Below are 26,454 nucleotides of genomic sequence, written 5' to 3'. Positions count from 1 at the left end.
GAGCCATGGAATTTTCGATCTTCGCGCTGCCTACGTATTTTCAAGAGCAGGACCCGCCGCAGGGAGACTACCTTCGTCGACTCATCGACCTGCTCGCCTCCGTTGAGGAGCTGGGGTACGACGGCATCTGGGCGAACGAGCACCATTTTCATCCGTATGGCGGCATGATTCCGTCGCCAGCGGTCTTGTTGGCCGCGCTTATCCAGCGTACGAAGCGCGTGCGGCTCGGGACTTCGGTCGTCGTGCTGCCCCTCCACCATCCCATCGAAGTGGCGGAGCAGCTCGCCATGGTGGACCTGATGTCGGACGGGCGGCTCGAGCTGGGCGTGGGCCGCGGGTTCGTTCCGTACGACTATCAAAACCTCGGCGTCTCCTTCGAGGAAGGCCAGGAGCGCACGCAGGAGAGTCTCGAGATCATCCTCGCGGCCTGGTCTCAGCCGACGTTCAGCTACACGGGCAAGCACTATCGCTTCGACAACATCGAGCTGTGGCCCCGTCCGCAGCAGCGTCCGCACCCTCCTGTCTGGATCGCGTGCACCGGCACGCCCTCGAGCTTCACGTCGACGGGCGCGAAGGGATACAACCTGCTGACGGTCAGCTCGCTGCGCCCGATGGAGAAGCTGGGGGAGCTGGCGCGGCTATACCGCGATGCGTGGAACGCGTCAGGACGGGACCCCGGCGGCTACCGATACGCGACGCACTTCCAGGTCGTCGTCGACGACGACCGCGACCGTGCCCGACGAATCGCCTCGGACGCCATCAGGAATTACTTCGGGCTTCACGCGAAGGCGCTCGCCCTCCATCCGGCATCCGCCAATCGCGGGTTCGACCCGCTGGAAGGATTCTCGATCGAACGGTGGATCGACGAGGGACGCATCCTGGCGGGCACGCCGGACGACGTCGTGGCGACGCTGCGACGGGCGCAAGCGGAGTTGGGGATCACCGGGATCGACGGGACCTTCTTCTTTGGCGGCGTCAGCTTCGAGGTCGCGGAGCGCTCTCTTCGGCTCTTCGCCGAAGGGGTCATTCCGCGCATGCGGTCGGCAACGCCGGCGACGGCCGCGGTCGGCTAGCGCTCGCCGTCCTCGACGACCGCGAGCCCGGCCCGGCAGCACTGGACGTCCTGCTCCTCGCTCCGCCCGCCGGCCACGCCGATGGCGCCCAACACCGCAATGCCGTCGACGATGGGGATGCCCCCTCCCGACGCCACGTAACGGCCCCGGCTCGACACGATGAGACTTCGCAACCGTCGGACCTGCGGAGACAGCTCGTGGGTGCCGACGTGGAAGCTGGTCGCCGTGAAAGCCTTGTTGAGCGCCAGCTCCGACATGAGCGGGTGCGCGCCGTCCATCCGTCCCGCGGCGATGGGCACGCCAGCGCCGTCGACGACGGCGACGGCGACGGCAATGCCGAGATGCGACGCGTACGCCTGGGCGCCGCGGACCATCTCCCAGGCGGCCTCCGCGGGCGGCGGCCCCACGACGGCCTTGTTCTTGCGAAAGAAGCTGGCATTCACTTCGATGGACGCCTCGCGCTCGTCCGGCAGCTTCCAGTCCAGGAAGATGGCGTCGACCGGACAGACGATCTCGCACTGCTCGCACTCGATGCAGACGTCCGGATCGATGTAGTACTGGGGCGCGCCCGGCTTCGTGTGGATGCAGGCGACGGGGCATACCTCGACGCATGAGCCGTCAAGGGTGCAGAGATCCGTGATGACGTAGGACAAGGCGTTCCTCTCTAGCCGTCCGCCGCGAGCGGCAGGTCAGTTCGAATGATCTTCTCGATGTGAACGCCGGTGCCGTATTTGGCTGTCTCGAGCCTTCCGTCCGCGGTGCGCCTTCCCATCCCGGCCTTGACGGCGAGGTTGACCGCGTCGGGGTCCTCGACGGCAGTGGCGCGATACCCCAGCTCGCGCATCCAGGCGCTGAGCACGAAGGTGACGAAGAGCGCGTTCTGCACGGGCACCTGCCCGCCGAGGCCTGGCGCCGTTCGCGGATCGTAATCGGCCGTGACCGCGCAAAGGACCGCGTACGGGTACGGGCCACCTTCATCGACCGGCTGAGGTTCGAGCCGCGCGATGCCCGTCATGCAGGCTCCAAGGTACGTGGCGAGCTGTTTCAGATGGTCGGACGTGATCGCGGGGGTGTGCAGCTCGGCTTTGGCCGGGAAGACAACACCTTCCGGCGCGTTTCTCAACAGCTCGGGCACCGAGTTCGCGAGGTCGTGAAAGGGAGTATTGACGAAGTGCTCCCAGTATGGATCGTTCGCGTGCGGATTGCGGCGCCAGGGAAGCGTCAGGGGGCCGAGCCGCATCCCGTCACGAGCCTCGCTTGACGAAGCGATTCGTGTTTTCCTTCAACGGCGCGTAGTATCCGATTTCGCTGTCGACGGAAGTGGAGTGGCCCGCCTCGTGGTCGGCCGTGCAGCCGGCCACGGTGCACGCCTGCTCGCCCGGCTTGATACCGGAGTCGTATCCCATCCACCGCACGCGCTTCTGCCTGACGACGCCCCAGAACCGGTCGTCGATCGCCTTCAACGTGCGCACCAGCAACGGCCTGGCGGGGATCGGGCAATAGTGCAGCGCCTGAACGGTCATCGTCCGCCACCACGTGTTCGGCTTGGTGAAGGGGCAGATGACCGCGCAGGTGAGGCAGCTGCTCCAGTGCTCATGGACGTAGGGCCGGAGCTTGTAGCACGTGAGCCAGTTGATCTTGAACTTCTCGACACCGTTGTAGACGCCAAACCCGGACGCGTCGCGCTCGACTTTCGGAGCCTCGCCGGGCACTCGGTCGAAGAAGGTGATGCTGTTGGTGGGGCAGGTCACGGCGCACTTGTGACAAATGGTGCAGAAATCGGGTACGCCGATGTCCGCGGGCTTCCCGGGAACCAGCGGCAAGTCCGTCATGATCGGGTCCGGCATGTGGATGCGTGCGCCGAACTTCTCGTTGATGACGAGGCCGTTGCGTCCCAGCTCCCCCATTCCGCCGGCGATGCCGGCCGCCTGGGGATTCGCGACGCCGCGCAGGGCCGTGTAGCCCAGCTCGCGGATGTACCCCTCCAGGGACTTCAATAGCATGTTTCCCTTGATCTGCGAAACGTGGTACGCGGCGTCCCCGATGTGGTGGCGGTGGGCCTGAAGCTTGTCGTAATCCCACGCCGTCGTCGCGACGATGAGATACGGGAACTTGCGCACGAGATCAGCGGGTGTGTCCTGCTCATATTGGTCGGCGGCCGTGCCGTCCTGAACGTAGCGGTTGCCCGCGTACATCATGTTCGGGTGTGCCTTGGCGATGGTCACGAAGTCCGCGCCCATGTAGTGCGCGACCGCTTTGATGTGGCGGGTCATCGCTTCGGGATCGTCGACCGGTACGCGCTTGGGATTGACGGTTCCCTTCGAGGCCTGGTTCACGACCGTCGCGATGAAGTTCCGCTTGTCGTTGAAGTGGTTGGGCGCGGAGACGCGGGTGAGGGGATCTTTGGAGACCGTGTTGTGCTGGTAATTAAAGAGGGCTTTGCCCAGCTCCCCGCGCTGGTTCATCGGGTGGGGGGACTGGTTCATGTCCACGTTCTGGACGGGCCCGACGTAGCGGACGGATCGTCCAAGGCTTGGCGGAGGCGGAATGTCGGGGCGCGCGTCCGGGCGCCGCGCTTCGTCCGGCTGTGCCGCCGGTGTCGTCGCCTTCTCCACCGCAACTGCCATGGTCACACCCCTTTCGGCCGGACGTGCTCGTTCTTCATCGCTCGAACTCTATTATGCGGCTTCTTATACGACAAATCGCGTTGATTCGCATCTGTTTTGGTCAATGGAGCGCGGCCCCCAACACACCCAGAAAATCACGCGTATGCTGCGAGAGCGGCCTCGGCGCAGCTCTGATCCTGATCCTCCGTGCCCCCAGCCACCGCGACGGCTCCCACGATGTTGCCCCCCTCCACAATGGGCACGGCTCCGCTGCCCGCCATGATTCGCCCGTTGCTGGAGACCACGAGGCTCTGGAACCACGTCTGCCCTGCAATGCCGCTCAACTCTCCGGTGGGCTGCTGAAAGCTCGCGGCCGTATACGCCTTGTTCATGGCCACGTCCACGGTGACTGGCCGCGCGCGGTCCATTCGACCTAGCGCTACCATGCGCCCGCCTTCGTCGACCACCACCGCCGTCACGGCGATGTTGAGTTTCGCCGCCTGAGCGTGCGCGGCCTGGACAAGTTGAATGGCTTTATCTCCAGGAATCGACATGTTTCCCCGATGTCCTCCTCACCATTCGGCTGGTGTCCTATCTCCCTTGACCGGTGAGCCGAGTGCATCGTCCACCCGCCGGCGGATGGCCCGGCGCTGGGACCTCACCGGATGCGCCGCGAACCATGGCCGGGCCTTCCGATTGCAGGCCGATTATGGGTGCAGCCCCGGTCCATGTCAATGCCGCTGTGGGCGGGGGGGAATTGTGGCGGTTGACAGCCGGCCGGGGGACGAGCCATGCTGGGTACGCGAATTCACGAGGAGGTGGAGCGATGGCAGTCGCGCAGGTGCGGATTCCGCGCGGCCTTGCGGATATCAGCGGCGTTCTCGCGGTGCCGGAGGTCGACGGCACGTTTCCGGCGATCGTTGTGGTCCCGACGGTCCGTGGGCTCGACGACTTCGTGACCTACGTTGTGGAGCGGCTGGCCGGTGAAGGGTTCGTCGCGCTCGGCGTCGGAATCTTCGACCACCCGGGGGTGCCGGAGGAACCCTTGAAGCGGCCGGGCGCTCAGCCCGATGATGAGATCCTGGGGGACCTGGACGCCGCGTACGAGATGCTTCGCGGCCATCCCCGCGTCGGCTCACATCCGATCTGTGCGTGGGGGTACTGCATCGGCGGGCGCTTCGCGCTGCTCTGGCCCACATTTCGCTCGGAGCTGGCCGGGGCGGCGGCCTTTCACGGATTCCCTACCAACGACACGAGCAACCCGAATACGCCGAACGAGCCGGCAGGGCGTGTCCAGCTCCTCCAGGTTCCGGTCATCGCGAGCTTCGGCGAGGTGGATCGGCTCGTTCCGATCTCTGAAGTCGAGCGCTATCGCGCGGAGCTCGCGAAGCACGGGAAGGACTTTGAGATCATCACGTATCCGGGGGCCGACCACGGCTGGACCAATCCAAAGGGGACCGCCTACGTGGAATCGGCCGCCGAAGATTGCTGGCGCAAGTCGGTGCAGTTTCTGACCAAACGGATTGCGGCGCGTGAGATGGCCAGGGCCAGCGCGTCCTGATCCCCCGGAGTACACTGGGAGCAATTCATGAGATAGAGGAGGTGGCGATGTCGGAAGACCAGAGGCCTGGTGCGATTCATTGGATCGATCACTTCGCGGTTCCCACGAGCGATCTCGATCGATGGGTCGACTGGGCGGAGAACGTTCTGGGCGCAAAGGAGTCGTGGGGCGCCACAGGTGAATCGCACGGCCCTCGCTTTGCCGAGTTTCGGAACCTCGGTGGGTCGCACATCATCGGGTTCGTGCAGAGCACCCCGATTCCGCCGAACGCGGGCCTCGGAAAGGCGCATCCGCGGTACGGCTTCTACGTCAACGCCGCGGACATCGACGAGCACCGACGGCGCCTGGACCAGTTGAACGTGCCCCATACCGACCCGGTCCGCGTGTCCGACGGAGGTGAGCCTGGAACCGCGATCTATTTCGAAGACCCCGACGCGAACCAGTATGAGCTGTGGGCGCCGAACCGCCTGCCCGACGGCGCGATGGACAAGATGAGCGCCCTGAAAGTCGGGCGCATCAGCCACGGCGTGCACGAATCCCGCGATCTGGCCCGAACGGCGGAGTTCTACACGCGTTATTGCGGGATCGATCCCATGGCGGGCGCGGACATTCCGGATGACACGCTGGTCTTCCCCATGGTCGCGGGCTCCCGCCTCATCTTCAAGAAAGTGGATTCGCTCGACGTGCGGACGGGCGGGTCGACCAAGTGGCGCGGTGTCCACAACGCGTACATCGTGCGGGCGGACGAGTTCATGTCCGCCTATCAGCGCGTGTGGTCAGAGCTGTCGGAATGGGACTTCGACCAGCGGAAAGACGACCCCATTGCGGATCCCGCTGCGCTCCCGGCCCGAACGGGGATGCACGGCAGCGAGGCCGGGCGCAAGTGGAAGGCGATGTACGGGCGCGGCGACCAGATCTACGATCCCGACACGAACAGCTTCCATTTCGTGGGGGGCTCGTCGGCTGGTCCCAACCTCGCGACCTATGAGGGCCATTACATGGAGGACTACGTCGAAGCCTTCATGAAGGCGAAGCAGTCGGGCGCCGGATCCTAACACTCGGGACCGGGCTGGCGAACGAGCGGCTTCGTGGGCCCGCCGAGCCGCGCAACGCGCTTCGGCGGGCCCATCGCATGCCTATCGACGATTCGGCGGTTGTCTAGCGAAGAGCGGCTGCGTCGCTCAGGCGGATCCCCGCCCGCGGAGCGAACGTGTGCTCCAGCACCTGCATCGCGGCTTCGGCTGTCACGCCATCCACGTCTTCCGGAGGTGTCAGCTCGACCAAGTCCATCGCGGCGATGGGCGCCATGTCCGCCACGGTGCGCGTCATCAGGCACAGGTCTGAGACCGAGATGCCCCCTGTCGCCGCTGTCGACACGCCTGGCCAGCGCGCCGGGTCGAGGATGTCCAGGTCTACGCTGAGGTGCACGGCGTGCGTCTGCTTGCTTGCCAGGTACGCCATCGCCTCGCCCATGGTGGCGAGGATTCCGAAGCGCTCGACGTGCTCGCTGTCGAACACGCGCACGCCGGCCCGACGGAGATTGCTCATCTCACCCGCGTCGATGGAGCGGGCGCCGATGACGACGATGCGCTCGGAGTGCACCATCGGCGCATAGCCGAGGAGACGCACGAGCGGCGTTGGCCCCCAGCCTGCGGCGATGGCGAGCACCATTCCGTGGACGTTTCCCGTCGGCGAGGTTTCGGGCGTGTTGAAATCGGGGTGGGCGTCGATCCAGATAACACCCAGGCCGTGCACGACCTGCGCCGCCGCGGCGATGTTCCCGAGCGCGGCGGAATGGTCGCCGCCGACAACGAGGGGGACCATCCCTTCCCCGAGGGCGCGCCACGAGTGCTTCGCGACCCAGCGCGCGACGGTCTCGATTGACGCCAATCCGGCGGAACCGCGCGCGCCGCGACGGTGAGCCGGGATAGGAACATCTCCGAAATCCGTGACGTCGACGCCGGTTGCGCGGAGGCGGGCGACGATGCCCCGCTTCCAGAGCTCGGCGGGCCCATGCTCAGCGCCGAGCGGGACTCCGCCGAGCGATGAGGGGACTCCAATGGTTGCGATGTTGAGGGCCATAGCGTTCATCACCTCCTTGTGACAGTGCCAGGCCTGCACCAGCAGACAGGCGTCCCGTGGACCCTGCGCTCTGGTGCAATGCGAAGTCTGCAGCTCGTCCTAGCGTGCGTACGCTCCCGATGCCAGGGGACCCCAGTCGCTCGGCGGCCAGTACGCGAACCACGCCTTGCCGATCAGGTTGTCGACTGGCACCAACCCCCACACGTGCGAGTCGCTGCTGTTGGGGCGGTTGTCCCCTAAGACGAAATAGTGACCGGGAGGGATCGTCGTCGACGGATAACTGTAGCTCGGCAGATGGCTGATGTACGGCTCGTCCTGCGGGACGCCGTTCAGGTACACGCGTCCGTTCCGTATCTCGACGGTATCCCCCGGGACGCCGATTATGCGCTTGATGAAGTCCTTGTCCGGCTGAGCCGGGTAGCGGAAGACGATGATGTCACCGCGGGACGGACTTCCGAACAGAAACATCGGCGCGCCCGGGTCGTGAGTGCTGCCCAACAAGAACTGCGCCGGCGTGCCGTCAATTCGCGCATAGGTTGCCTTGTTGACGATCAGGAACTCGTTGGACCGGAGCGTCGGCTCCATCGACGTGCCTTCGACTTTGAAGTTCTGGATGACGGCACGAATGGCGAGAAACAGCAGCAGCGTGAGGGCGACAGTCTGAAGCAGCTCCCACACGAACTTTCCCGCGCGGGCCGTCCATCCGCGATCGCTTCCGACCTCGGTCGAGTCGCTTACCAGACTTCCACTCCCTTCTGCGCGCCCCGTGGCGTCTCTAGGCTCCGCAGAAATTATACGCACACTCCTTTCGTAACTCAGCGTTCTTCGGTACCGGGCATGAGACCCGCCGACGCCCCAAGGCTACGCGGCATGGTACAATCCGGTCTCAACAACGCTGGGAGCACGCGTGCGCTTCGGCATCGTCCTCTTTCCGGGCAGTAATTGCGAGCTCGACACGCTCCATGTGCTGTCCCAGGTCCTCCACGAAGACGCGAACATCATCTGGCATGAGCGCACCGACGTATCCTCCTACGATTGCGTCATCCTGCCCGGCGGCTTCGCCCACGGCGACTATCTCCGCGCCGGCGCCATTGCTCGCTTTTCACCGGTCATGGCCGCTATCAAGAGATACGCCCACGAAGGCGGCTTGGTTTGGGGAATCTGCAACGGGTTTCAGGTCCTCGTCGAGGCGGGTTTGCTCCCGGGCGCGATGCTCCAGAACGCCGGCCTGCGCTTCGTCTGTCGCTGGGTATCGCTCCGCGTCGAGAGCAATGCCACGCCGTTCACGCGCGCGATCCCGGTTCACGACGTTCTGCGCATGCCCATCGCCCACCACGAGGGGTCGTACTACGCTGATCAGGCGACCCTTGCCGAAATGGAGCGGCGTGGCCAGGTGGTCCTGCGGTACTGCGACGCGGGGGGAACCGTCTCGCCCGCGTCGAACCCGAACGGCTCGGTGTCGGGCATCGCTGGAGTCTGCAACGAGGCCGGCAATGTATTCGGTCTCATGCCTCACCCGGAGCGGTGCTCTGAGCCGATCCTCGGTGGCGTCGACGGACTTCGCCTCTTCGAGTCGGTGGCGCGCTCCTTCGTGAGCGAGGTCGTTGCATCCCGCTAGGGCGCTGAGCCCAGCCAACGTGGGGTTGACCCCCCATGAGTACGAGCACATCTGCAAGACGCTCGACCGCGAGCCGAACCCACTCGAGCTGGGAATGTTTGGCGTCCTCTGGAGCGAGCACTGCTCCTATAAGCATTCCAAGCAGCTCCTGCGCCGGTTCCCGACGCGCGGCGCGCGCGTGATTCAGGGGCCCGGCGAGAATGCGGGCGCGGTGGACATTGGCCACGGGCTCGCAGCGGTGATGAAAATCGAGTCTCACAACCACCCGAGCGCTGTGGAGCCCTTCCAGGGGGCTGCCACCGGCGTTGGGGGGATTCTGCGAGACATCTTTACCATGGGCGCTCGCCCCATCGCGCTCATGGACGCCTTGTGTTTCGGAAGCCCAGGTCATCCGCGCACCGCGCACCTCCTGAACGGCGTCGTGGAGGGCATCGCGTTCTACGGCAATTGCGTGGGCGTGCCCACGGTCGGCGGTAGCATCGCCTTTCACTCGACCTACAACGACAATCCCCTCGTGAACGTGCTGTGCCTCGGGCTGGTGCGTAAAGCGGACCTCCTGACCTCGTGTGCCCAGGGCGTGGGAAATCCGGTTCTCCTCGTTGGATCCGACACCGGCCGCGACGGCATCGCTGGTGCGAGCTTCGCGTCGGCCGAGCTGGGAAGCGACGGCGAGGAGCAACGCCCGGCCGTCCAGGTCGGCAACCCGTTCATGGAAAAGCTCCTGATCGAGGCGTGTCTCGAGCTGGTAGGCGATGAAGGCATCGTGGCGATGCAGGATCTCGGTGCAGCCGGCTTGACCGGGGCGGCGACGGAGATGGTGTCCCGGAGCTCGCTGGGAATCGACATCGACGTTGCGCGCGTGAGCCGCCGCGAGCGGGGCATGAGCCCCGCCGAAGTCATGCTTTCGGAGTCGCAGGAGCGGATGCTCATTGTCGCTCGCGAGGGAGCCGAGGAGCGCATCCGGGCCCTCTTTCGCCGCTGGGGACTCAATTCGGACATCATCGGCACGATTACCGACACCGGACTCGTTCGGGTGCGCGAGGGGGATACGCTGCTGGCCGAGCTGCCCGCGGCATTCCTGTCCGGGGGCGCGCCCGAACCACCCGCGCCCGTGGTCGAGCCGCGCTCGGGCCCGCTGCGCCGGGTCCGGGGCGAACCTCGGTTCGCCGACGGAGAATGGGGCGGGAGACCGGTCGAAGCGAGCGAGGCGCTGCTTCGCCTCCTTGGCTCCCCCCAGCTCGGTAGTCGCCGATCGGTGTTCGAGCAATACGACCATATGGTTCAGACGAACACGGTGGTCGCGCCGGGCGAGGGCGCGGCCGTGCTCCGCATCAAAGGGACTCCGCTGGGGCTCGCCCTCGGACTGGGCGACGGTGGAAATGTGTGCGCGGTGGCCCCACGGACCGGCGGCGCGATGGCTGTGGCGGAGGCGTGCCGCAACGTCTCTTGCGCGGGCGCTCAGCCGATCGCGGTGACCGATTGCCTCAATTTTGGCGACCCGGAGCGGGCGGCCGTTTGGCACGCTCTCGACGAGGTTGTGGCAGGCATGTCGGAGGCGTGCATCGCCCTCGACGTTCCGGTTATCAGTGGAAATGTGTCGCTCTACAACGAATCCCGCGGCGCCGCCATTCGACCGACCCCGATCGTTGGCGCCCTCGGAATCCTCGACAACGTGGCGTGTCACGCTCGCGCCGTGGCGCGAGCGGGCGATGAGCTGTGGTTGCTGGGGCCCACGAAGGGGTCGCTGGGTTCGAGCCAGTACGCCGCCATCATTTTGGAGTCGGTTGGGGGTGAGCCGCCAGGCATCGACTTGGAACTCGAGCGCCGAGTCCAAGCCTGTGTACGCGAAATCATCGCGGCGGGACGCGTGTCCTGCGCCACCGACGTCGCCGATGGCGGTCTCGCCGTTGCCCTGGCCGAGATCGCGCTCGCGTCCGGGGTGGGGGTGATGTGTGACTTCGGCGCATGGTCCGATCCGGCAAGCAATGGCCTTGCAGACATCGACGAGCTTTTGTTCGGCGAGGCCCCGTCGCGGATAATCGTGTCCGCGGCGCGCGGAGCGGCCGACGCGATACGCTCACGGGCCGCGTCGCACGGGGTGCCCGTCACGCTGCTCGGTCGAACGGGCGGCGAAGTCATCCAGATCGGGGCCCTGCGGGTTCCGCTGAGCGACGCGCGGGCTCGCTGGGAACAGGCGCTTGCCCACATCGGAGAGACGGCGGGAGGTATGGATGCCACGTCCTGACGGCGACCCGGCCGGCGATCGTATGCACGAAGCGTGCGGGGTCATCGGCATCTTCGGCCCGGGTGAAGAAGTGGCGCGGCTCGCCTTCTTCGGCCTGTACGCGCTGCAGCATCGTGGCCAGGAGAGTGCGGGGATTGCCACCGCGGACGGACACCGAATTGGCCTTTACTCCGATATGGGGCTCGTGAGCCAGGTCTTTTCGGAAGACGATCTGGCAGGGCTGACCGGCCACATGGCCATTGGGCACACCCGCTATTCCACAACCGGGTCGAGCTGCGTCGAGAACGCGCAGCCCATCTGTATCGAGAGCGATCTCGGGCCAATCGCCATCGCCCACAACGGCAACCTGGTGAACACCTCCTATCTCGCCGAGCGACTCGAAGAGCGCGGCGACACGCCGCTAACGACGACAGACTCGGAGATCATCGGGCGGCTGTGCGCCACCGCTCCGGGCCGCGATTGGGTCGAGCGCATTCGCCACACGATGCCTTTCGTCAAGGGCGCCTACAGCATGGTGATGATGAGTCCACGCCAGCTGATCGCGATTCGAGACCCGTACGGGATTCGCCCCCTGTGCCTCGGCCGCCTGGGGAAATCGTGGATCGTGGCTTCGGAATCGTGCGCACTGGACACGATCGGCGCCGAGTTGTTGCGTGAAATTCAGCGGGGCGAGATCTTGATCATCGACGAGGGCGGGCCACGTTCGTGTCACATTGACGACCCTGACGCGCGCGCCGCTCTCTGCATCTTCGAATACATCTATTTCGCGCGCCCGGACAGCGTGATCGACGACACGCTCGTGTACCTCGCGCGGGAGCGTATGGGGGCAACCCTCGCACAGGAGCATCCCGTGGAGGCCGACCTCGTCATGCCGGTGCCCGATTCGGCTACGCCGGCTGCGGTGGGTTACGCGCGAGCTTCGGGCCTTCCCTATCGAGAGGGGCTCATCAAGAACCGGTACATTGGGCGAACGTTCATTCAGCCTGACCAGCGGCTGCGGGAGTCCGGGGTCAAGCTGAAGTTCAATCCCCTTCCCGACGTGCTGAACGGGAAGCGCGTGGTTGTCGTCGACGATAGTATTGTTCGGGGAACGACGACGCCGAGCACTGTCGCGCTCCTCCGACGGGCAGGGGCCCGCGAGGTGCACATGCGGGTGACCTCACCGCCGATGGTGAATTCCTGCTACCTGGGCATTGACACGGCGCGGCGGGAGGAGCTGATCGCGGCGAACATGGACATACCATCCATTTGCCGACACATCGGCGCCGACTCGCTGGGTTACCTCAGTCTGCATGGTCTCATCGAATCCATCGGGCTGCCCGGCGACCGTTTCTGCCAGGCGTGTTTCAACGGGGACTACCCGATGCCGGTCCAGCTCGATCTTGACAAGCTCGTTCTCGAAGGCGCTCGGCGCGCTCGTTGAGGGCGGGTTCGGCAAACTTGGCGCAGGGCCGCGCGCAGCGATATCGAGCGTAGCATATGAAGCCCTTACCCATCGGCGTCCTAATCTCCGGGCAGGGGACGAATCTCGACGCGATCCTGCGTCGCTGTGAATCGTGCACGCTCGACGCTGAGGTGCGCCTTGTCGTGTCCAACCGTGCCAACGCACCAGGTCTGGAATATGGACGGCGCCGCCATATTCCAACGACCGCCATCGTGCGAAGCGAGTTTGACTCGCGCGAGGCGCAGCAACGGGAAATGGCTCGTCGGCTCATCGAGCACGGTGTCGAGCTGGTGGTTCTCGCCGGTTTTGATCAGATCCTGAGCGCGGAGTTCGTGGAAACGTTCCGACATCGACTCATCAATCTGCACCCGTCATTGCTTCCCGCGTTCGGAGGCGGCATGCACGCGGTGCGCGACGCGCTGGACTATGGCGTGAAAGTCACCGGCGCGACGGTGCACCTCGTCGACTCGGACTTTCCAGATGCAGACTCCGGTCCGATCATCCTGCAAGCGGCGGTGCCGGTGCTTGAAGGCGACGACGAGGCCAGCCTCCTGGCACGAATCCATGAGGTCGAGCATCAAATCCTGCCGGAGGCGATCCAGCTCTTTGCGGAGGGCCGCATCCGGTTCGTGGGACGGAAGGCCCACATACTCGAGCCATCACCAACGTAAATCATCATCGCGCGGCATCGGGTACGGAACGAAGGGGGACGTGAGCTATATGCGGGCGCTCATCAGTGTCTACAACAAGAATGGACTTGTCGACTTCGCGCGCGGCCTACTCGAGCTCGGCGTCGAGCTGTTTTCCACCGGAGGTACGGAGGAGCTGCTCCGCGGGGCCGGGCTCGCCGTCCGATCGGTCCAGGATCTCACGGATTTCCCCGAGCTCTTGGGTGGACGGGTAAAGACGCTGCACCCTGCCGTGCATGCTCCGATCTTGGCCCGCCGTGATGAGCCCGCGGATCTCCAGGAGCTGGCCGACCGGGGGTTCGCTCCCATCGACATCGTCGTGTGTAACTTGTATCCATTCATCCAGACGATCCAGGCGCCGGGCACGACACGGGAAGCGGCGCTCGAATCCATCGATATCGGGGGTGTGGCGCTGTTGCGCGCCGCCGCCAAGAATTTCCGAGACGTGCTTCCCGTCTGCAATCCTGAGGACTATCCGTCGGTGATGGACGGGCTGCGTCGACCGGCGGGCGTATCCGTGGACACGCGTCAGCGGCTCGCCGCGAAGGCGTTTCAGCACTGCGCCGTGTACGACACGTGCATCGCGACGTATCTGCGCCCATATGACGAGCTATTCCCGGACGAGTTCTCCATCGCGCTGCAGAAGGTCGCCGGCCTCCGGTACGGAGAGAATCCGCATCAGCTCGCGGCATTCTATCGAGACCTTTCGACGCGCAGCCTCGAGCTCGGGGTCGGCTCGGCCGAGCAGCTCCATGGGATCCCTCTGTCGTACAACAACACCCTCGACGTGGACGCCGCCTGGGGCGTGGTGACCGACTTCGCGGCCCCCACGGTCGTGATCATCAAGCACGGCAATCCGTGCGGCCTGGCGTGCGATACAGACCTCGTCGAAGCGTTCAAGCGCGCGCTGGAATGCGATCCACAGTCGGCCTTCGGTGGCGCCGTAGGCCTCAACCGCGAAGTGGACAAGGATACCGCCAGCGAGATCGCGCCGGTGTTCTTCGAGGACATCATCGCGCCGGGCTACACGGAAGATGCGCTGGCGATCTTAAAGAAGAAGCGGGACCTTCGGGTCATGCGAACCGGCGCCCAGCCGCCGAACTATCGCCCAGGGCCGGGGGAACCGGTCGACCTCGACTTCAAGCGGGTATCCGGCGGCTTTCTCATCCAGACGCGCGACACGATCCCCGAAGGCGCCATCAACCGCGACGTGGTGACGACCCGCAACCCGACGTTGGAAGAGTTGACGGGCCTGCTCTTCGCTTGGCGGGCCGTCAAGCACGTGCGCTCGAATGCCATCGTTCTGGCCAAGAAGCTCGCCCTCGTGGGCGTTGGCGCGGGGCAGATGAGCCGGGTGGACAGCGTGGACATCGCGTGTAGGAAGGCTGGCGAGCGCGCGGCAGGGTCCGTCATGGCTTCGGATGCCTTCTTTCCCTTCCCAGATGGGGTGGAACGCGCAGCAGAGGCCGGCGTGACGGCAGTTATCCAGCCGGGCGGCTCGATCCGCGACCAGCAGGTGATCGAGGCAGCCAACCGGGCCCACATGGCCATGATCTTCACGCATCAACGGCACTTCCGGCACTAGCGAAACACCAACCATCGCTCACGGCTCGCGCCGATGGGTGATCGGTGCGGTCGGATCAGGCGAGCTTCCCAGGCGCGCGGTGGCTCGCCCGACCAGGACGAGCATTGCTGATACGCCCGCCACGACGACGGCGGCAAGGTACGCCTTCTGTATGGTCGGCAGGATCGAGTGCATCGCCAAGACCGCGGCGCCGATCAGGGCGCAGACAGCGTAGACGAGAAGGACAATGCGCCGGTCCGACAGTCCGAGAACGCGGAGGCGGTGCGGCAGGTGCTGGCCATCGCCGCCCCGAAATGGGGAGCGCCCGCTGGCCACGCGTCGGTACATGACCCATGCAACGTCGAGGATGGGTACCGCCAGCACAAGAAACGCGGTGCCGATCTTGGCGCCGCCGATGACAGTGATGACCCCCAGGAGATACCCGAGGAAGAGGGAGCCCGACGACCCGAGGATGACCTTTGACGGATGCCAGTTTCTCTGGAGGAAGCTCAGGCATGCGCCACCCAGGGCCAGCGGCAGCACCGCGATCGACGCCTGGCTGAACCACACCGTGCGGACGAAGAGGACAAGACATGCGATGCCGGCGACGCCCGTCGCCATCCCGTCCATGGTGTCCAGCAAGTTGATCGCATTGATCATCGCCACGACCCACACGACCGCGAGGGTAATCGCCGCCGCCTCGGGCAGGCTGACGATGCCAAATGGGGTCGCGATCTCGTCCATCCGGAGCCCGAACAGCGTTGGGATGGCCGCGGCGACGATCTGCCACGAGATCTGGGCGCCGGGTCCAAGCCGTCGCACGTCGTCGACCATCGCAAGCGGGAGCAGGGCGACCGAGCCCAGAAACACGCCAACGAGCCGCTCATTGTCAGCGGATAGGTGCTCGACGCCCGGCGCGCTCGCCGCGAAGCTCACGAGCACCGCCGCCCACACCGCGACGAATACCGCGTAACCGCCCGTCCGCGGGACGACGTGGGTCTGGACTTCGCCAAGCCGCGGTCGGTCCACTACCCCGGCGGAAGTGCCGATCCGTTCCGCGAGGCGCATGAGCGGCTGGGTTAAGACCGCCGCCGTGGAAAAGATCATGAGATACCAGACGTGAATGGTCATTGGGACGTCACTGCAGCTCGGCGGCGAGCTCCATAGCTCTCGTGCGCAGGCAATCCGGCGGAGCCTCGGCGATCAGTCGCTCGAGCTCGTCGAGCATCGCCCGGATCCGCCCCGAGCATTCAGCGCGACGGGCGTGAGCGATCTCCCACACGTCATCCAGCTCCCTGCCCAGAGGCCGCTCGCTCCGGCTGAATAATTCCTCGGCCAACCGCTCGCCGGGTCGTGGACCCGTCTCAACCATCGTTGGAGGCGTGTCCAACTCCGGGGCGACGAGGCGCGCGACGCGGACGGCCATCTCGCGGACGGGGATCGGCTCCCCCACGTCAAGCATGGTGCACGAGCCGCTGGAGAGCGCCAACGCGTGGATAACCATGTCGATCGCCTCGTCCATCGTCATCCAGTAGCGGGTCATGTGCGCGTCGGTCAGTGTCAGGGGCAACCCCTCGCGAATCTGGCGCGCAAAGGTCTCGATAACACTCCCGTTCGTTCCCAGGATGTTGACGTACCGAACGACGTGGACTGCCATGGCCGAGCTATCCATCGCTCGTGCAAGAACGGCGGACTCGGCGAGGCGTTTCGATGCGCCGTATAGGCTGGGCGGGTTCACTGCCTTGTCGCTGGATGGGTAGACGAAATGATCGACGCCGGCACTTGACGCGGCGCGTAAAAGCTCGGCGGTCGCTTGGACGTTCACCGTCATCACTTCGTCCGGCTCCTGCTCGCCAATGGGCACGTGCTTGTAGGCTGCGAGGTGAAATACGGCGGTGGGCCGGTACTCGCGCAGAATCCGGGCCATCTTATCGACGTTGCGGACGTCGGCCAGCCGTAGTGCGATGGGCGCACTCCCTGCCGTATCGCGCCCCAGGCGAAACAGCGACGCCTCGTGATGATCTACGGCCGTGATCTGCGCGACACCCAGCGTGCCGAGACGTCGCGCCAGCGCAGACCCGACTGAGCCTCCGGCGCCGGTGATGAGAGCACTGGCTCCCTGGAGGACCCGAAGACCCGCAGTAATCTCGATGAAGCGGCGGCGGCGTCCAAGCAGGATCTCGCCCTCGTGAACGCTTCGAAGATCATCGGGAGTCACGGATGGTTCATCAGTTGGGAGAGCACTGAGGCCATGCCGCGCTGAGCGGCCCGCATGTATATGGCGCGGTCGTTGTCCGCCTCGAGCGTCTCCGTGACGAGAAATCGGGCGCACCGCGCAAGCCGGCCGATCACACGGCTCATGTCGATGTCGCCCTCATCGTACGGCGCTCCTTCACCCAGAAGGCCACTGGCGTTGGACACGTGCGCCTCGAAGATCGAAGGCCCGAGCACGTCGATGAAGTCTTCCACCGAGTCGATGGTCGGGAATTTCCGCAGGTAGCGCATCAACGGCTGCACACCGGAGTCGCTCTCATCGCGATCGGCCATGCCGCGTGCGTTGACGTAGAGCTGGGCGTGGGAGATGTCGAGGGTCGCCATGAGTCCCGGCACACGCTCGATGAGCCACTGAATGTCCTGGGGCGACATGCCGAGGGGTGTGAAGAGATACCGGCCCTCACGCATGCGCAGCACCGGCGGCACGTTCTCGATCACCGGCGTGACGCCCATGGGCAGAAGCGTTTCCGCGTAAAACCGAGCGAACTCCAGGGCGGCTTCCAGCGCCGCGTCGCGTTGGTCCCAATCTTCGTCGGTGAGGGAGAACCGGGGCATGATGCAGTGCATGACCACCCCCGGCGCCGCGAGTCTCGCCGCCATCTCACCCAGTCGACGGATGAGCTCCCGCGTCGCGTCGGTGCACGCGCTCACATCCACGTACGAATTGTCGAGGGAGCGAATCGGTCCCTCCACCACGATTGCGAAATCCGCGGGGAGCTGACGTTCGCGAATGCGGTCGACCACCGCGTCGCACGTCGGCGCATCCGCGATGTCGGCCCGATCGAGGTACAGCTCGAGACCATCCGGCATTGGTGGCGCGAGCCGATCGGCAAGCTGGGATTCAGTCGGCCGCGCTTTCAGCAGGATCCGGGCCAGCGGCGGCGAGCCAGTCCGCATAGCGACGAACTCCATCAGTCAGCGTGATTCGGGGATAGAACCCGAGCTCCGTCCGGGCCCGATCAATCCTGGCGACGAGCCCTCCCGGGTCGCCCTCCGAATAGTCCTCGACGATTTCGGACGCGCTACGGGTTGCAGCCTTCACGACGCGCGCGAGCTGGAGCACGCTGGTCGGCGTTCCGGTCGCGATATTGTACGTCCGCGGCGGGGTTGTCGGCCGGCTGAGGGCGGCGCAGATCCCTTCGACCGCGTCGGAAACGTCCATGAAGTCTTTCATCTCGTGGCTCTTGACGACGAGCGGCTCGCCGTGGAGGGCGCGCTGTCCAAAAAGGGCGACGACGCCGCTCTGGCCGGATGCGATCCGCTGCCCGGGTCCGTAGACGGAAAAGAACCGGAGGACAGAGCCACGCAGACCGAACAGGCGGCCAGCCATCTCGACATAACGCTCAGCGCACAACTTCGTGTAGCCATACGGATCGGTCGGACGGGTAAAGTCGTCTTCGGAAAGTGGCTCGGGACCGGGCTGATAAACGCGCTGGCTCGACGCGAGGATAAACCCCGCGTCGCTTCGCATCGCGACTTCGATGGCACGAAGCGTTCCCTGCGCGTTCACCTGGGCTACCTCGGCCGGGCGCTTCCAGGCGTCCAGGGTGTTCCCATTGCCCGCGAGGTGAACGACGGAATCCACGTGTCCGACGTCCGGAAAGGGCGCAAGGGAGGCAACGTCGAAAGAAACGTGCGTGGACGCCTCCGGCGGTCCAACCCGCGCGCGGGAAGCGGAGATCACGGTGTGCCCTCCACCGGCCAGGGCGGCCGCCAGGTGGCGCCCGATGAACCCCGTGGCGCCCGTGACCAGGATCCGCACTACACGCGACTCGTGGACAGATAGTGATCCAGAACCGGACCCACGGATCGCTCGAATCGCAGCGCCGGTCGAAATCCGAGGGCCTCGTGGGCAGGGACCGTGCGGGATGAGGCGCGCGATGGCCGGCCCTCATACCGAATGTCGACGCGGAGGCCACGGCGACGGCCCGCGTCACGCACTGCGCGCGCGATGGAGGCCACGCTGCGCACTTCGCTCGCCACGTTGAGGATGGGCGGCAGTGACGTCCCGGTGCAGCTTCGAACCAGCGCTTCGACCGCGTCGTCGATGTGGACGAACGCCAGGGACGTGCGGGGCCCGGTCGCGACCCGGAGTGGCTCACCGCGCGCCGCCTGGTGGCAGAAGAGTTGCGGAGCGGCGAGGAATCGCGGATCGGCCTTCATAACGGGGCTGAGTCCGTGGACGATGCCGAGCCGCAGAGCGACGCCGGAGAAGCACCGGGCCCGTCCCCCCACGTGTTCACGGCCACAATCTTCCGCATACGCCGTGAGCAGCATCTCTCCGTAGAGCTGCGAGAGGTGAACCAAATCTGTCGGCTCAACGGGCGACGATTCTGTGAGACGCCGCGGCAATGGCGTTCGGTACAGGCGCATTGAGCTCACAAACACGACCTGGGAGACCCCATGCTGACGACAGGCCTCGAGGACGATTCGCGGACCCGTAAAATTCGTCTCCTGGGTGACCTCCACCGGGGCTGCTCGTGGATTCGTGCTGGACTGCGCCGCGAGGTGAACGACCCTGTCGACCGCGTCGATTGAAAAGGCTCGATCGAGGGTCGACCGATCGGCGATGGACCCATCGATCAACGTGAAACGATCAGCACGCTGGAGGGGGGCGAGCGCGGGCTTCGGCGTTGAGAAGAAGTTCTCGACCCCGATCACGCGCTCGCCACGATCGAGGAGGCGCTGAGCGAGCGCCGAGCCAACATATCCGAGTCCGGTGATAAGAATCGCCAACCGAAGTCTCCGAAGTTGGATCGGGGCGCTGGCGCGGCCAGCGTCACAGTGTACCCATAGTGCGGTCACGCATTGCCAAAGGCGGGATCAATCGTCATGGGTGAACCGACGGAACCCTTTGATCCGGAGCGCGTAGTCTCGGTGCTCGGCGTGCGCGTGCACGACGTGACGTTCGCCTCGGCGTTGGGGGCCCTGATCGGCTTCATTGAGTCCGGGCGACCTCATCGCGTCATCACGCCGAACCCGGAGATCGTGATGCACGCGCGGCAAGATCCCCACTACCGCGAAGTGCTCAACACATCGGACCTCGCCATTCCGGACGGTATCGGGCTGCTGTTCGCCGCGCGGATGGCTGGACGGCCGCTCCGGAGCCACGTGCGCGGGACAGATCTCGTGCTCAGGCTCGCGGCGCGATCGGCCGTCGAAGGATGGCGATGGTTCCTCCTTGGCGCGCAGCCCGGCGTAGCTGAGGCGGCCGGAACCTGGCTGGAGCGCGAGTTCTCCGGTCTCGTCGTGGCGGGCGCGGCATCCGGTTCGCCGGACCCGCGGGAGGATGCCGCCATCCAGCGCGCCATTTGCCGGGCGTCACCGGTTCACGTGCTCCTCGTCGCCTATGGAGCGCCGCGACAGGAGCTGTGGATCGCGAGGAATCAAGGCGCCACGGGAGTGCCCGTACAGATTGGCGTCGGGGGCGTCCTGAATTTCTTCGCGGGCCGAAGCTCGCGGGCGCCGGGCTGGGTCCGCCGGCTGGAGCTCGAATGGGCCTATCGGCTCGCCAGGGAGCCGTGGCGCTGGCGGCGCCAGCTCGCCCTGCCCGCCTTCGCGGTGCTGGCAATGCGCGCCGCGCTTGGGGCCCGAATCCGACGTTGAGGCGGCCGCCGTCGCCGGGCGCTTCATTTCTTCGGGACGGCCGTTCCTTCGGGGGAGGATCGGCGCGTGGCGGAGCACGGCGTGCTCTGCGATCCGCCAACCTGGATCGCGCGGAGGATGGCGGCCGTGATCTCCGTCCCTGTGCCGCCTGGCTTGTAGAGGGTTTCCGCGGTTCGGAGGTTGAGCTGATCGCGTTCCTCCGGAGCAAGATTCTTCGCTGTGAGAACGACGACGGGGAGGTCGCGGAGAGACGGGTCGGCGCGGATTTCTTCGAGAACGCCGAAGCCGTCGACCTCCGGCATTACCAGGTCGAGCACCAGCGCAAGGGGCGTGCACGAGTGGAGCCTGTCGAGGGCCTCCCTACCATCCGAGGCAGGGACGACGGCAAATCCGGCGTCCTCCAGCATGCCCTGCACGACGCTGCGGACGTTGGGATCGTCGTCGGCGACCACGACCGGACGCTCACCGGGTTCGCCCGCGTGCCGACGGATGCACGCGATCAATCGCTGGGCCGGGACCGGTTTGACGAGAAATTCCTCGACCCCGAGCGCCATGCCGCGGTCCTGGTCGTCGCGGCCTGAGACCATAATGATGGGAATGTCGGCCGTGGCCGGATCATCGCGAAGCGCGGCCATCACGCCCCACCCGTCCAGACGCCCCGTCAACCCTACGTCGAGCACGACGGCCGCGGGCCGCTCTGCGCGGACGTGATTGATCGCGTCCTCGCCACTCGAGACCGCTTCCACGGCATATCCGATCGAGCCGAGCTGCTCGAGGATGAGCGCGGCGATGCTCGGATCGTCCTTCGCCAGAAGGATCCGACCGTGCGCTGTCCCAATGGAGCTACTCGCTGGCCGGTGGGCGGGAATTCCAGAGAGTGGGACGGTGAAGGTGAACGTGCTGCCCAGTCCGATCCCCGGGCTCTCGGCCCATATGCGCCCACCGTTCCCCTCCGCGATCTGCTTGCAGATCGCGAGCCCGAGGCCGGTGCCCGCGACCTTTCGGTGCGCCGGCTCCTCGACGCGATAGAACTTCTGAAAAAGCTTGGGTATGGCGCCTGGAGGCAAACCGAGCCCCTCATCGCTGACGGAGATCCGGACCTCCCGACCCTCGGGACGCGCCGAGATGCGGATTTCGCCGCCATCTGGGCTGTACTTGATGGCATTGGACAAGAGGTTCAGAAGGACTTGCACGAGCCGATCTCTGTCGGCGCGCACGTAGACGCGATCCTTCGGGATGTCGACCACGATCGTGTGCTGGGAGAGCTGACTGGCGAGGCTCTCGCGCGCCTCGGCCAGGACCTCGTCGAGCTGCACTGACCGGAAGTGGAAAGACATTCTGCCCGAGGCGAGCCTCTCGATGTCGAGAAAGTCATTCACGAGACCGGACATGCGGTCTGCTTCCTTATACATGGTCTCGACAAAGGTGCGGGCCGTGTCGCTCAGCCGCTCGCGCTGCAGAAGCAGCTCCGCGAACCCATAGATGGCGGCGAGCGGCGTCCGCAGTTCGTGGGAGACGAGGCCCACGAAGTCCTCCTTCATCCGATGAACCTCGCGCTCGCTCGTGACGTCTCGAAAGACGGCAACGCCGCCGATCGGCTTGTCGTGGACGCCGGTCACCGGCGCAGCGGCGAGGCTTATCGCGATCTCGGTGCCGTCGTTGCGCCAAACGCCGAGCTCTCGAGGAGGCACCGGCGCTCCGGACTTCATGACCTGGACGATGGGGCAGCTTCGCGGGTCGATGGGCTGACCATTGCGGTCGCGAACGGATAGGGCTTCGTACCACGGCCGACCAAGGCAGTCGTCGGCCGCCATGCCGGTAATCTTCTCGACGGCGCGATTGACGTAGGTAATGTGGGCCCGCTCGTCCGTTACGAACACGCCGTCGCTCATGCTGGAGAGGATCGCCTCCGCGCGGCTCTTGGCTGCCGCGAGCTGATGCGCCTGCTGTTCGACCTCGACCTTGCTCTGCGCCAGATCGTCGTACGTGCGCTTCATGCGCAGAAGGGACCGGACCCGCGCCATGAGCTCGGCGCGGTCGACTGGCTTCGACAGGAAATCGTCCGCGCCAGAATCGAGCGCGCGCAGCTTGTCCGTGCGCTCGTGCAAGGATGTGAGCATCACGATCGGGATCGCGCTCAAGCTCGGGTTTCGCCGCAGAATCTCGCAAACCTGGTACCCGTCCATGCCGGGCATCATCACGTCGAGCAGGATCAGGTCCGGGTGCATCCGCTCGGCGGCATCCAGGCCAGCGGTCCCGCTCTCGGCGCAGGTCACGCGGTATCCCGCTCGCTCGAGTTGGGCCTGGACGAGCGCGACGTTCTGGGGATTGTCGTCGATGACAAGAATCTGGGCTTCGCGCTCAGCAGCCATCCGTTATCTCCTCTTCATTCCGCGCGCTCTCGCCTCGGCGATGTAGTGTTCCACCTCGCGACCGATGGAACGGGTGTCGAACGGTTTCGCGATGTATCCGTCGCAACCGGCGGTCAGTACGCGCCACCGGTCCTCCTTCATGGCGTGGGCGCTGAGCGCCACGACGGGGATGTCCGCGAGGGACGGGTCCGACTTCAATTCGCGGGTCAACGTCAATCCGTCGACTCCTGGAAGTTGGAGGTCCATGAGGATGAGGTCCGGCCGATAGTCGCGGAGCCGTTCGCGGACTTCGTCAGCGCACGTGGCCCCGAGCGTGAGGAAGCCTGCCCGTTTGAGCACCGCGTCGGTGAGCAGCATGCTCGCCGGGTTGTCCTCCACGATCAGGACGAGCATTTGTGCGAGGTTCTCAGCCAATGGCACCGGCGACCTCCCGCGCCCTGCCCAGCCGACTGACCGTGTCGTTCAGCCAGGAGAGGAGGTCGATGGTCGCCATCGACCCTTTTTGCAGAATCGTCGACACGCGGCCGTTGAGCGCAGCTTTGTCGGCTTCGGTGAGCTCTTTCGCGGTGACGATCAGGATGGGGATGTCCTGTGTCTCCGGATCAGACTTGAGCGTGGTGACGACATCGAACCCGCTGACCTCCGGCATCATCAGATCGAGCAGAATGACGTCCGGGTGTTCGGACCTGGCCAGCCGAATCCCCTCCGCGCCGCCCGACGCGGTGAGCGCCGTGTAGCCAGCAGGCGACAGCATTCCTTGGTACAGCTCCAGGGCCGACGGGGTGTCGTCGATGAGCAGGACGCGCGCCGTCTGCCTTTGCGTGGGCGTCTTGTTCCCATATTGCTCGAGCCGCGAAAGCAATGCGTTGCGATCGATAGGCTTGACGAGATAGTCGTCAGCGCCAAGGGCGAAGCCCAGGCGCTGGTTGTCCACCACCGAGATAATGACGACTGGGATCTCGCGGGTCACCTCGTTCTGCTTCAGCTCTTTCAGAACTTCCCAGCCGTCCAGGTCCGGCAGGATCACGTCCAGCGTGATGGCGATGGGGCGGAGTGCTTGCGCTTTCTCGATCGCTTCACGCCCGTTCGTCGCCATCTCCACGCGATATCCGCCGCGCGCGAGGTAGAGGGCGACGAGATTCGCGGATCGTGGGTCGTCCTCCACCACGAGAACGAGCCCACGGGGATCCTCGGGCATCTGCACTTCGGCGATGGGGAAGACAACCTCGGTGATGGGATCTTCGTCGTCGGCCGGCGTGGGTGTCGGCAGCGTGAATCGGAAGATGCTGCCCTGCCCGGGCTCCCCATCGACCCAGATCCGACCGCCATGCAGCTCGACGAAGCGCTTGGTAAGGGCGAGGCCCAGGCCAGTTCCTTCGTGCTGGCGTCCAGGGCCGGCATCGAGCTGCTGGAATTCGAGGAAGATCCGTTCCCGGTCCTCCGGAGCAATGCCGATTCCGGAGTCCTCAACGCTCACGACCGTGCCGCTGGCATCCTGGCCGATGGAGACGTGGATCCGGCCGTCATCTGGCGTGAACTTGATGGCGTTGGAGACGAGGTTGTAGAGGATCTGCTTGACCTTCCCCTCGTCCGCTACGACATCGCCTGCGTACGCGGTATCGGCGCTGAACCGAATGTGTTTGGCCGCCGCCAGCGGCTCCACGGTCGACAGCACGTGCTGAACGGTCTCCGCAAGCGAGAATCGCTCGGGGCGCAGCTCCATCCGCCCTGCCTCGACCTTGGAGAGGTCGAGGATGTCGTTAATGAGGGTCAGCAGATGCTTGCCGCTTTCGTAGATGCTGGAGAGGTAGGACGCACGGGTGGCGTGGTCGTAGCCGCTCGGCTGCTCGTCGATCAGCAGCTCCGAGAAGCCAATGATGGCGTTGAGCGGCGTCCGCAGCTCGTGGGACATGCTCGCGAGGAACTCGCTCTTCGCGCGGTTGGCTGCCTGGGCCCGACGGCTCTGCTCCTCGAGCTGCTCGTTGGCGGCCCGGAGCTGACGCGTGCGCTGGCGGACCCGGTTCTCCAGAGAGTCGTAGGACTCGGCCAGCCGCTTGGTCATCAAGTTGAACGACTGCTGCAGGGTGCCGATCTCATCGATCGATGTGACGGGGACCCGTTCGGTGAGCTGGCCGTGGGCCACGTTGGTCGAGGCCTCCGCCATTCGACGGATCGGCTCGGTAAAGCGCCGGGCCAAGAGCCAGGACGCGTAGAGACCGGCCGACAGAATCAGCACCCCGATGCCGGCGAGAATGAACCGCAGGGCCTCCGCGGAGCCGTATGCCTCGCTCGCGTCGATCGTCGCGACAATGCCCCAACCGTCCGGAGTGGCAGGCTCGTACGCCGCGAGAACGTCGTTCCCGCGATAGTCGCGCATGCGCAAAAAGCCGCGCTTACCCTCGAGGGAGCGCGCCATGGCGGGAACGTCCGCCGGGGCGAGGTTGGGCACGGGATCGGAGAACCGATTCGGCAGCAGGATGTCGATCTCCCCATCCACCATGGCGCCGACGAGCAAGTCGCCCGTCTTCCCGAGCCCGGCGGGGTCCGAGCTGATGCTGGCGAGGGGCGTCACGTCTACGAGCCCCATGATGACGCCGATCGTCTCGCCACTGGGCCCGCGGACCGGCGCGCTGACGCGTGCTTGGTAACGGTCGTCCGACAGGGATGGAAATCCGAGCTGTGGCCGGACGAGGCCGCCGGTGAACACCGGATCCGCTGCGAAGCTCCGGCCGAGGTATTGCTCGTCGCTCGACGCCACGACGTCGCCGCTGGGGTTGGCGATCCACAGGGCGTGCATGCCGTTGATGCTCTCTTCCGCGTCGGCGAGCGCGCGGGCCGCGGCAGCCGAGAAGGGCGTGCCGGCCGCGCTACGTGTCGGCGCGGAGTCGAGGAGCTGTCGAACGAGGGGCCGTTTGGCGACGACGTTGATCTCGTCTTTCTGGCCCCGGATGTACGCCGACAGCATGTCCCGGCGGTCGGCAGCGATGATGGAGAGCCGCTGGTCAACCTGCGCGGAGATCACGGCGTCCGTGAATGCGAGGCCAGCGAAGCCGATCGACCCCGCGGTGAGAAGAACGATGCCGCCGACAAACACCGCCAGCTTGAGGGCGAGCGAGGATCGCGCGGAGTGAACCAGGCGATACCACAGTGGCGCACGTCGAAGTGAAGTTCGTCGCACTGTGATCTCCATCACAAAAGTGTTACGGCGAAGTGTCAGCGAAAGGGTCAGCCGCCAGCAGTAGGCAAGCGAGCCTATTTCGCTCACCCGTGAGGGGGTATTTGGGGATCGCTATTTGGGGGAGGTCGGATCACCCGTTTGG

The 26,454-nt window shown here is 65.6% G+C and carries 23 protein-coding genes; 9 read left to right on the top strand and 14 right to left on the bottom strand.

Annotation, left to right across the window (positions count from 1 at the left end):
* Positions 1-5: 5 nt before the first annotated feature.
* Positions 6-1,073: an LLM class flavin-dependent oxidoreductase gene (locus tag VFC51_10250; protein HZT07399.1), complete on the top strand. Its 1,068-nt coding sequence runs from the start codon at positions 6-8 to the stop codon at positions 1,071-1,073.
* Here the strand turns inward: VFC51_10250 and VFC51_10245 are convergent.
* The 4 genes from VFC51_10245 to VFC51_10230 all read right to left on the bottom strand — a co-directional run bounded on the left by VFC51_10245 (position 1,070) and on the right by VFC51_10230 (position 4,233).
* Positions 1,070-1,726 carry a heme-binding protein gene (locus VFC51_10245; GenBank protein HZT07398.1) on the bottom strand — a complete coding sequence of 219 codons (657 nt, stop codon included), beginning with the start codon at positions 1,724-1,726 and terminating at the stop codon, positions 1,070-1,072. The genes VFC51_10250 and VFC51_10245 overlap by 4 nt on opposite strands.
* Positions 1,727-1,737: 11 nt before the next feature.
* A complete protein-coding gene (locus VFC51_10240; protein ID HZT07397.1) occupies positions 1,738-2,313 on the bottom strand; it encodes a hypothetical protein in 576 nt (191 codons plus the stop codon).
* Positions 2,314-2,317: 4 nt separating this feature from the next.
* Positions 2,318-3,700, bottom strand: a complete 1,383-nt coding sequence (locus VFC51_10235; GenBank protein ID HZT07396.1) for a reductive dehalogenase domain-containing protein — start codon at positions 3,698-3,700, stop codon at positions 2,318-2,320.
* Between the two features lie 134 nt (positions 3,701-3,834).
* Complete coding sequence (locus tag VFC51_10230; GenBank protein ID HZT07395.1) at positions 3,835-4,233, bottom strand: heme-binding protein; 399 nt, start codon at positions 4,231-4,233, stop codon at positions 3,835-3,837.
* 272 nt (positions 4,234-4,505) lie between these two features.
* On the opposite strand from VFC51_10230, the gene VFC51_10225 reads away from it, so the two are divergent.
* Positions 4,506-5,240: a dienelactone hydrolase family protein gene (locus tag VFC51_10225; protein ID HZT07394.1), complete on the top strand. Its 735-nt coding sequence runs from the start codon at positions 4,506-4,508 to the stop codon at positions 5,238-5,240.
* Between the two features lie 47 nt (positions 5,241-5,287).
* Positions 5,288-6,295, top strand: a complete 1,008-nt coding sequence (locus VFC51_10220) for a VOC family protein (GenBank protein HZT07393.1) — start codon at positions 5,288-5,290, stop codon at positions 6,293-6,295.
* A 103-nt stretch (positions 6,296-6,398) separates the two neighbouring features.
* Here the strand turns inward: VFC51_10220 and VFC51_10215 are convergent, their stop codons facing one another.
* Together VFC51_10215 and lepB are read right to left on the bottom strand one after the other, a co-directional pair.
* Complete coding sequence (locus tag VFC51_10215; protein HZT07392.1) at positions 6,399-7,322, bottom strand: arginase; 924 nt, start codon at positions 7,320-7,322, stop codon at positions 6,399-6,401.
* A 99-nt stretch (positions 7,323-7,421) separates the two neighbouring features.
* Positions 7,422-8,000, bottom strand: a complete 579-nt coding sequence (gene lepB, locus VFC51_10210) for a signal peptidase I (protein ID HZT07391.1) — start codon at positions 7,998-8,000, stop codon at positions 7,422-7,424.
* 229 nt (positions 8,001-8,229) lie between these two features.
* On the opposite strand from lepB, the gene purQ reads away from it, so the two are divergent.
* Genes purQ through purH form a run of 5 tightly spaced genes read left to right on the top strand, consistent with a single transcriptional unit; the run spans position 8,230 to position 14,903 of the window.
* On the top strand, positions 8,230-8,940 hold the full coding sequence (purQ, locus tag VFC51_10205; GenBank protein ID HZT07390.1) for a phosphoribosylformylglycinamidine synthase subunit PurQ: 711 nt from the start codon (positions 8,230-8,232) through the stop codon (positions 8,938-8,940).
* Positions 8,941-8,959: 19 nt separating this feature from the next.
* Positions 8,960-11,185 carry a phosphoribosylformylglycinamidine synthase subunit PurL gene (gene purL / locus VFC51_10200; GenBank protein HZT07389.1) on the top strand — a complete coding sequence of 742 codons (2,226 nt, stop codon included), beginning with the start codon at positions 8,960-8,962 and terminating at the stop codon, positions 11,183-11,185.
* A 22-nt stretch (positions 11,186-11,207) separates the two neighbouring features.
* Entirely contained in the window at positions 11,208-12,608 is a 1,401-nt protein-coding gene (gene purF / locus VFC51_10195) for an amidophosphoribosyltransferase (GenBank protein HZT07388.1), read from the top strand.
* A gap of 56 nt (positions 12,609-12,664) precedes the next feature.
* On the top strand, positions 12,665-13,300 hold the full coding sequence (gene purN, locus VFC51_10190) for a phosphoribosylglycinamide formyltransferase (protein HZT07387.1): 636 nt from the start codon (positions 12,665-12,667) through the stop codon (positions 13,298-13,300).
* A gap of 49 nt (positions 13,301-13,349) precedes the next feature.
* Complete coding sequence (gene purH / locus VFC51_10185; protein HZT07386.1) at positions 13,350-14,903, top strand: bifunctional phosphoribosylaminoimidazolecarboxamide formyltransferase/IMP cyclohydrolase; 1,554 nt, start codon at positions 13,350-13,352, stop codon at positions 14,901-14,903.
* Between the two features lie 18 nt (positions 14,904-14,921).
* On the opposite strand, the gene VFC51_10180 is transcribed toward purH, so the two are convergent.
* Genes VFC51_10180 through VFC51_10160 form a run of 5 tightly spaced genes read right to left on the bottom strand, consistent with a single transcriptional unit; the run spans position 14,922 to position 19,892 of the window.
* Positions 14,922-16,013: an MraY family glycosyltransferase gene (locus VFC51_10180; protein ID HZT07385.1), complete on the bottom strand. Its 1,092-nt coding sequence runs from the start codon at positions 16,011-16,013 to the stop codon at positions 14,922-14,924.
* Between the two features lie 7 nt (positions 16,014-16,020).
* Positions 16,021-17,100 carry a polysaccharide biosynthesis protein gene (locus VFC51_10175; protein ID HZT07384.1) on the bottom strand — a complete coding sequence of 360 codons (1,080 nt, stop codon included), beginning with the start codon at positions 17,098-17,100 and terminating at the stop codon, positions 16,021-16,023.
* Positions 17,097-18,053 (bottom strand): TIM barrel protein, encoded by a 957-nt coding sequence (locus VFC51_10170; GenBank protein HZT07383.1) that lies wholly within the window; start codon positions 18,051-18,053, stop codon positions 17,097-17,099. Before VFC51_10170 ends, VFC51_10175 begins: the two co-directional genes overlap by 4 nt.
* Positions 17,998-18,918: an NAD(P)-dependent oxidoreductase gene (locus VFC51_10165; protein HZT07382.1), complete on the bottom strand. Its 921-nt coding sequence runs from the start codon at positions 18,916-18,918 to the stop codon at positions 17,998-18,000. Before VFC51_10165 ends, VFC51_10170 begins: the two co-directional genes overlap by 56 nt.
* Positions 18,918-19,892: an NAD(P)-dependent oxidoreductase gene (locus tag VFC51_10160; protein ID HZT07381.1), complete on the bottom strand. Its 975-nt coding sequence runs from the start codon at positions 19,890-19,892 to the stop codon at positions 18,918-18,920. Before VFC51_10160 ends, VFC51_10165 begins: the two co-directional genes overlap by 1 nt.
* Positions 19,893-19,988: 96 nt before the next feature.
* Between VFC51_10160 and VFC51_10155 the strand changes: the two genes are divergently transcribed.
* Complete coding sequence (locus VFC51_10155) at positions 19,989-20,762, top strand: WecB/TagA/CpsF family glycosyltransferase (GenBank protein HZT07380.1); 774 nt, start codon at positions 19,989-19,991, stop codon at positions 20,760-20,762.
* Between the two features lie 23 nt (positions 20,763-20,785).
* Here VFC51_10155 and VFC51_10150 read toward each other — a convergent pair whose 3' ends face one another.
* From VFC51_10150 to VFC51_10140, 3 genes are read right to left on the bottom strand one after another with little or no spacing between them, the layout of a single operon-like run.
* Positions 20,786-23,134: a response regulator gene (locus VFC51_10150; GenBank protein HZT07379.1), complete on the bottom strand. Its 2,349-nt coding sequence runs from the start codon at positions 23,132-23,134 to the stop codon at positions 20,786-20,788.
* A gap of 3 nt (positions 23,135-23,137) precedes the next feature.
* Positions 23,138-23,554: a response regulator gene (locus tag VFC51_10145; GenBank protein HZT07378.1), complete on the bottom strand. Its 417-nt coding sequence runs from the start codon at positions 23,552-23,554 to the stop codon at positions 23,138-23,140.
* Positions 23,541-26,312 (bottom strand): response regulator, encoded by a 2,772-nt coding sequence (locus VFC51_10140; protein ID HZT07377.1) that lies wholly within the window; start codon positions 26,310-26,312, stop codon positions 23,541-23,543. Before VFC51_10140 ends, VFC51_10145 begins: the two co-directional genes overlap by 14 nt.
* Between the last annotated feature and the right edge of the window lie 142 nt (positions 26,313-26,454).

This window comes from Chloroflexota bacterium (assembly GCA_035652535.1).
GTDB lineage: Bacteria > Chloroflexota > UBA6077 > UBA6077 > SHYK01 > DASRDP01.
Note: the sequence above shows the minus strand (reverse complement) of the source record. Positions and strands in the feature narration are given on the sequence as shown.

Coding starts and splice junctions, on each gene's coding strand:
- VFC51_10250 (HZT07399.1), top strand. CDS start 6: ATGGAATTTTCGATCTTCGCGCTGCCTACGTATTTTCAAGAGCAGGAC.
- VFC51_10240 (HZT07397.1), bottom strand. CDS start 2,313: ATGCGGCTCGGCCCCCTGACGCTTCCCTGGCGCCGCAATCCGCACGCG.
- VFC51_10235 (HZT07396.1), bottom strand. CDS start 3,700: ATGGCAGTTGCGGTGGAGAAGGCGACGACACCGGCGGCACAGCCGGAC.
- VFC51_10230 (HZT07395.1), bottom strand. CDS start 4,233: ATGTCGATTCCTGGAGATAAAGCCATTCAACTTGTCCAGGCCGCGCAC.
- VFC51_10225 (HZT07394.1), top strand. CDS start 4,506: ATGGCAGTCGCGCAGGTGCGGATTCCGCGCGGCCTTGCGGATATCAGC.
- VFC51_10220 (HZT07393.1), top strand. CDS start 5,288: ATGTCGGAAGACCAGAGGCCTGGTGCGATTCATTGGATCGATCACTTC.
- VFC51_10215 (HZT07392.1), bottom strand. CDS start 7,322: ATGGCCCTCAACATCGCAACCATTGGAGTCCCCTCATCGCTCGGCGGA.
- purF (HZT07388.1), top strand. CDS start 11,208: ATGCACGAAGCGTGCGGGGTCATCGGCATCTTCGGCCCGGGTGAAGAA.
- purN (HZT07387.1), top strand. CDS start 12,665: ATGAAGCCCTTACCCATCGGCGTCCTAATCTCCGGGCAGGGGACGAAT.
- purH (HZT07386.1), top strand. CDS start 13,350: ATGCGGGCGCTCATCAGTGTCTACAACAAGAATGGACTTGTCGACTTC.
- VFC51_10180 (HZT07385.1), bottom strand. CDS start 16,013: ATGACCATTCACGTCTGGTATCTCATGATCTTTTCCACGGCGGCGGTC.
- VFC51_10170 (HZT07383.1), bottom strand. CDS start 18,053: ATGCGGACTGGCTCGCCGCCGCTGGCCCGGATCCTGCTGAAAGCGCGG.
- VFC51_10155 (HZT07380.1), top strand. CDS start 19,989: ATGGGTGAACCGACGGAACCCTTTGATCCGGAGCGCGTAGTCTCGGTG.
- VFC51_10150 (HZT07379.1), bottom strand. CDS start 23,134: ATGGCTGCTGAGCGCGAAGCCCAGATTCTTGTCATCGACGACAATCCC.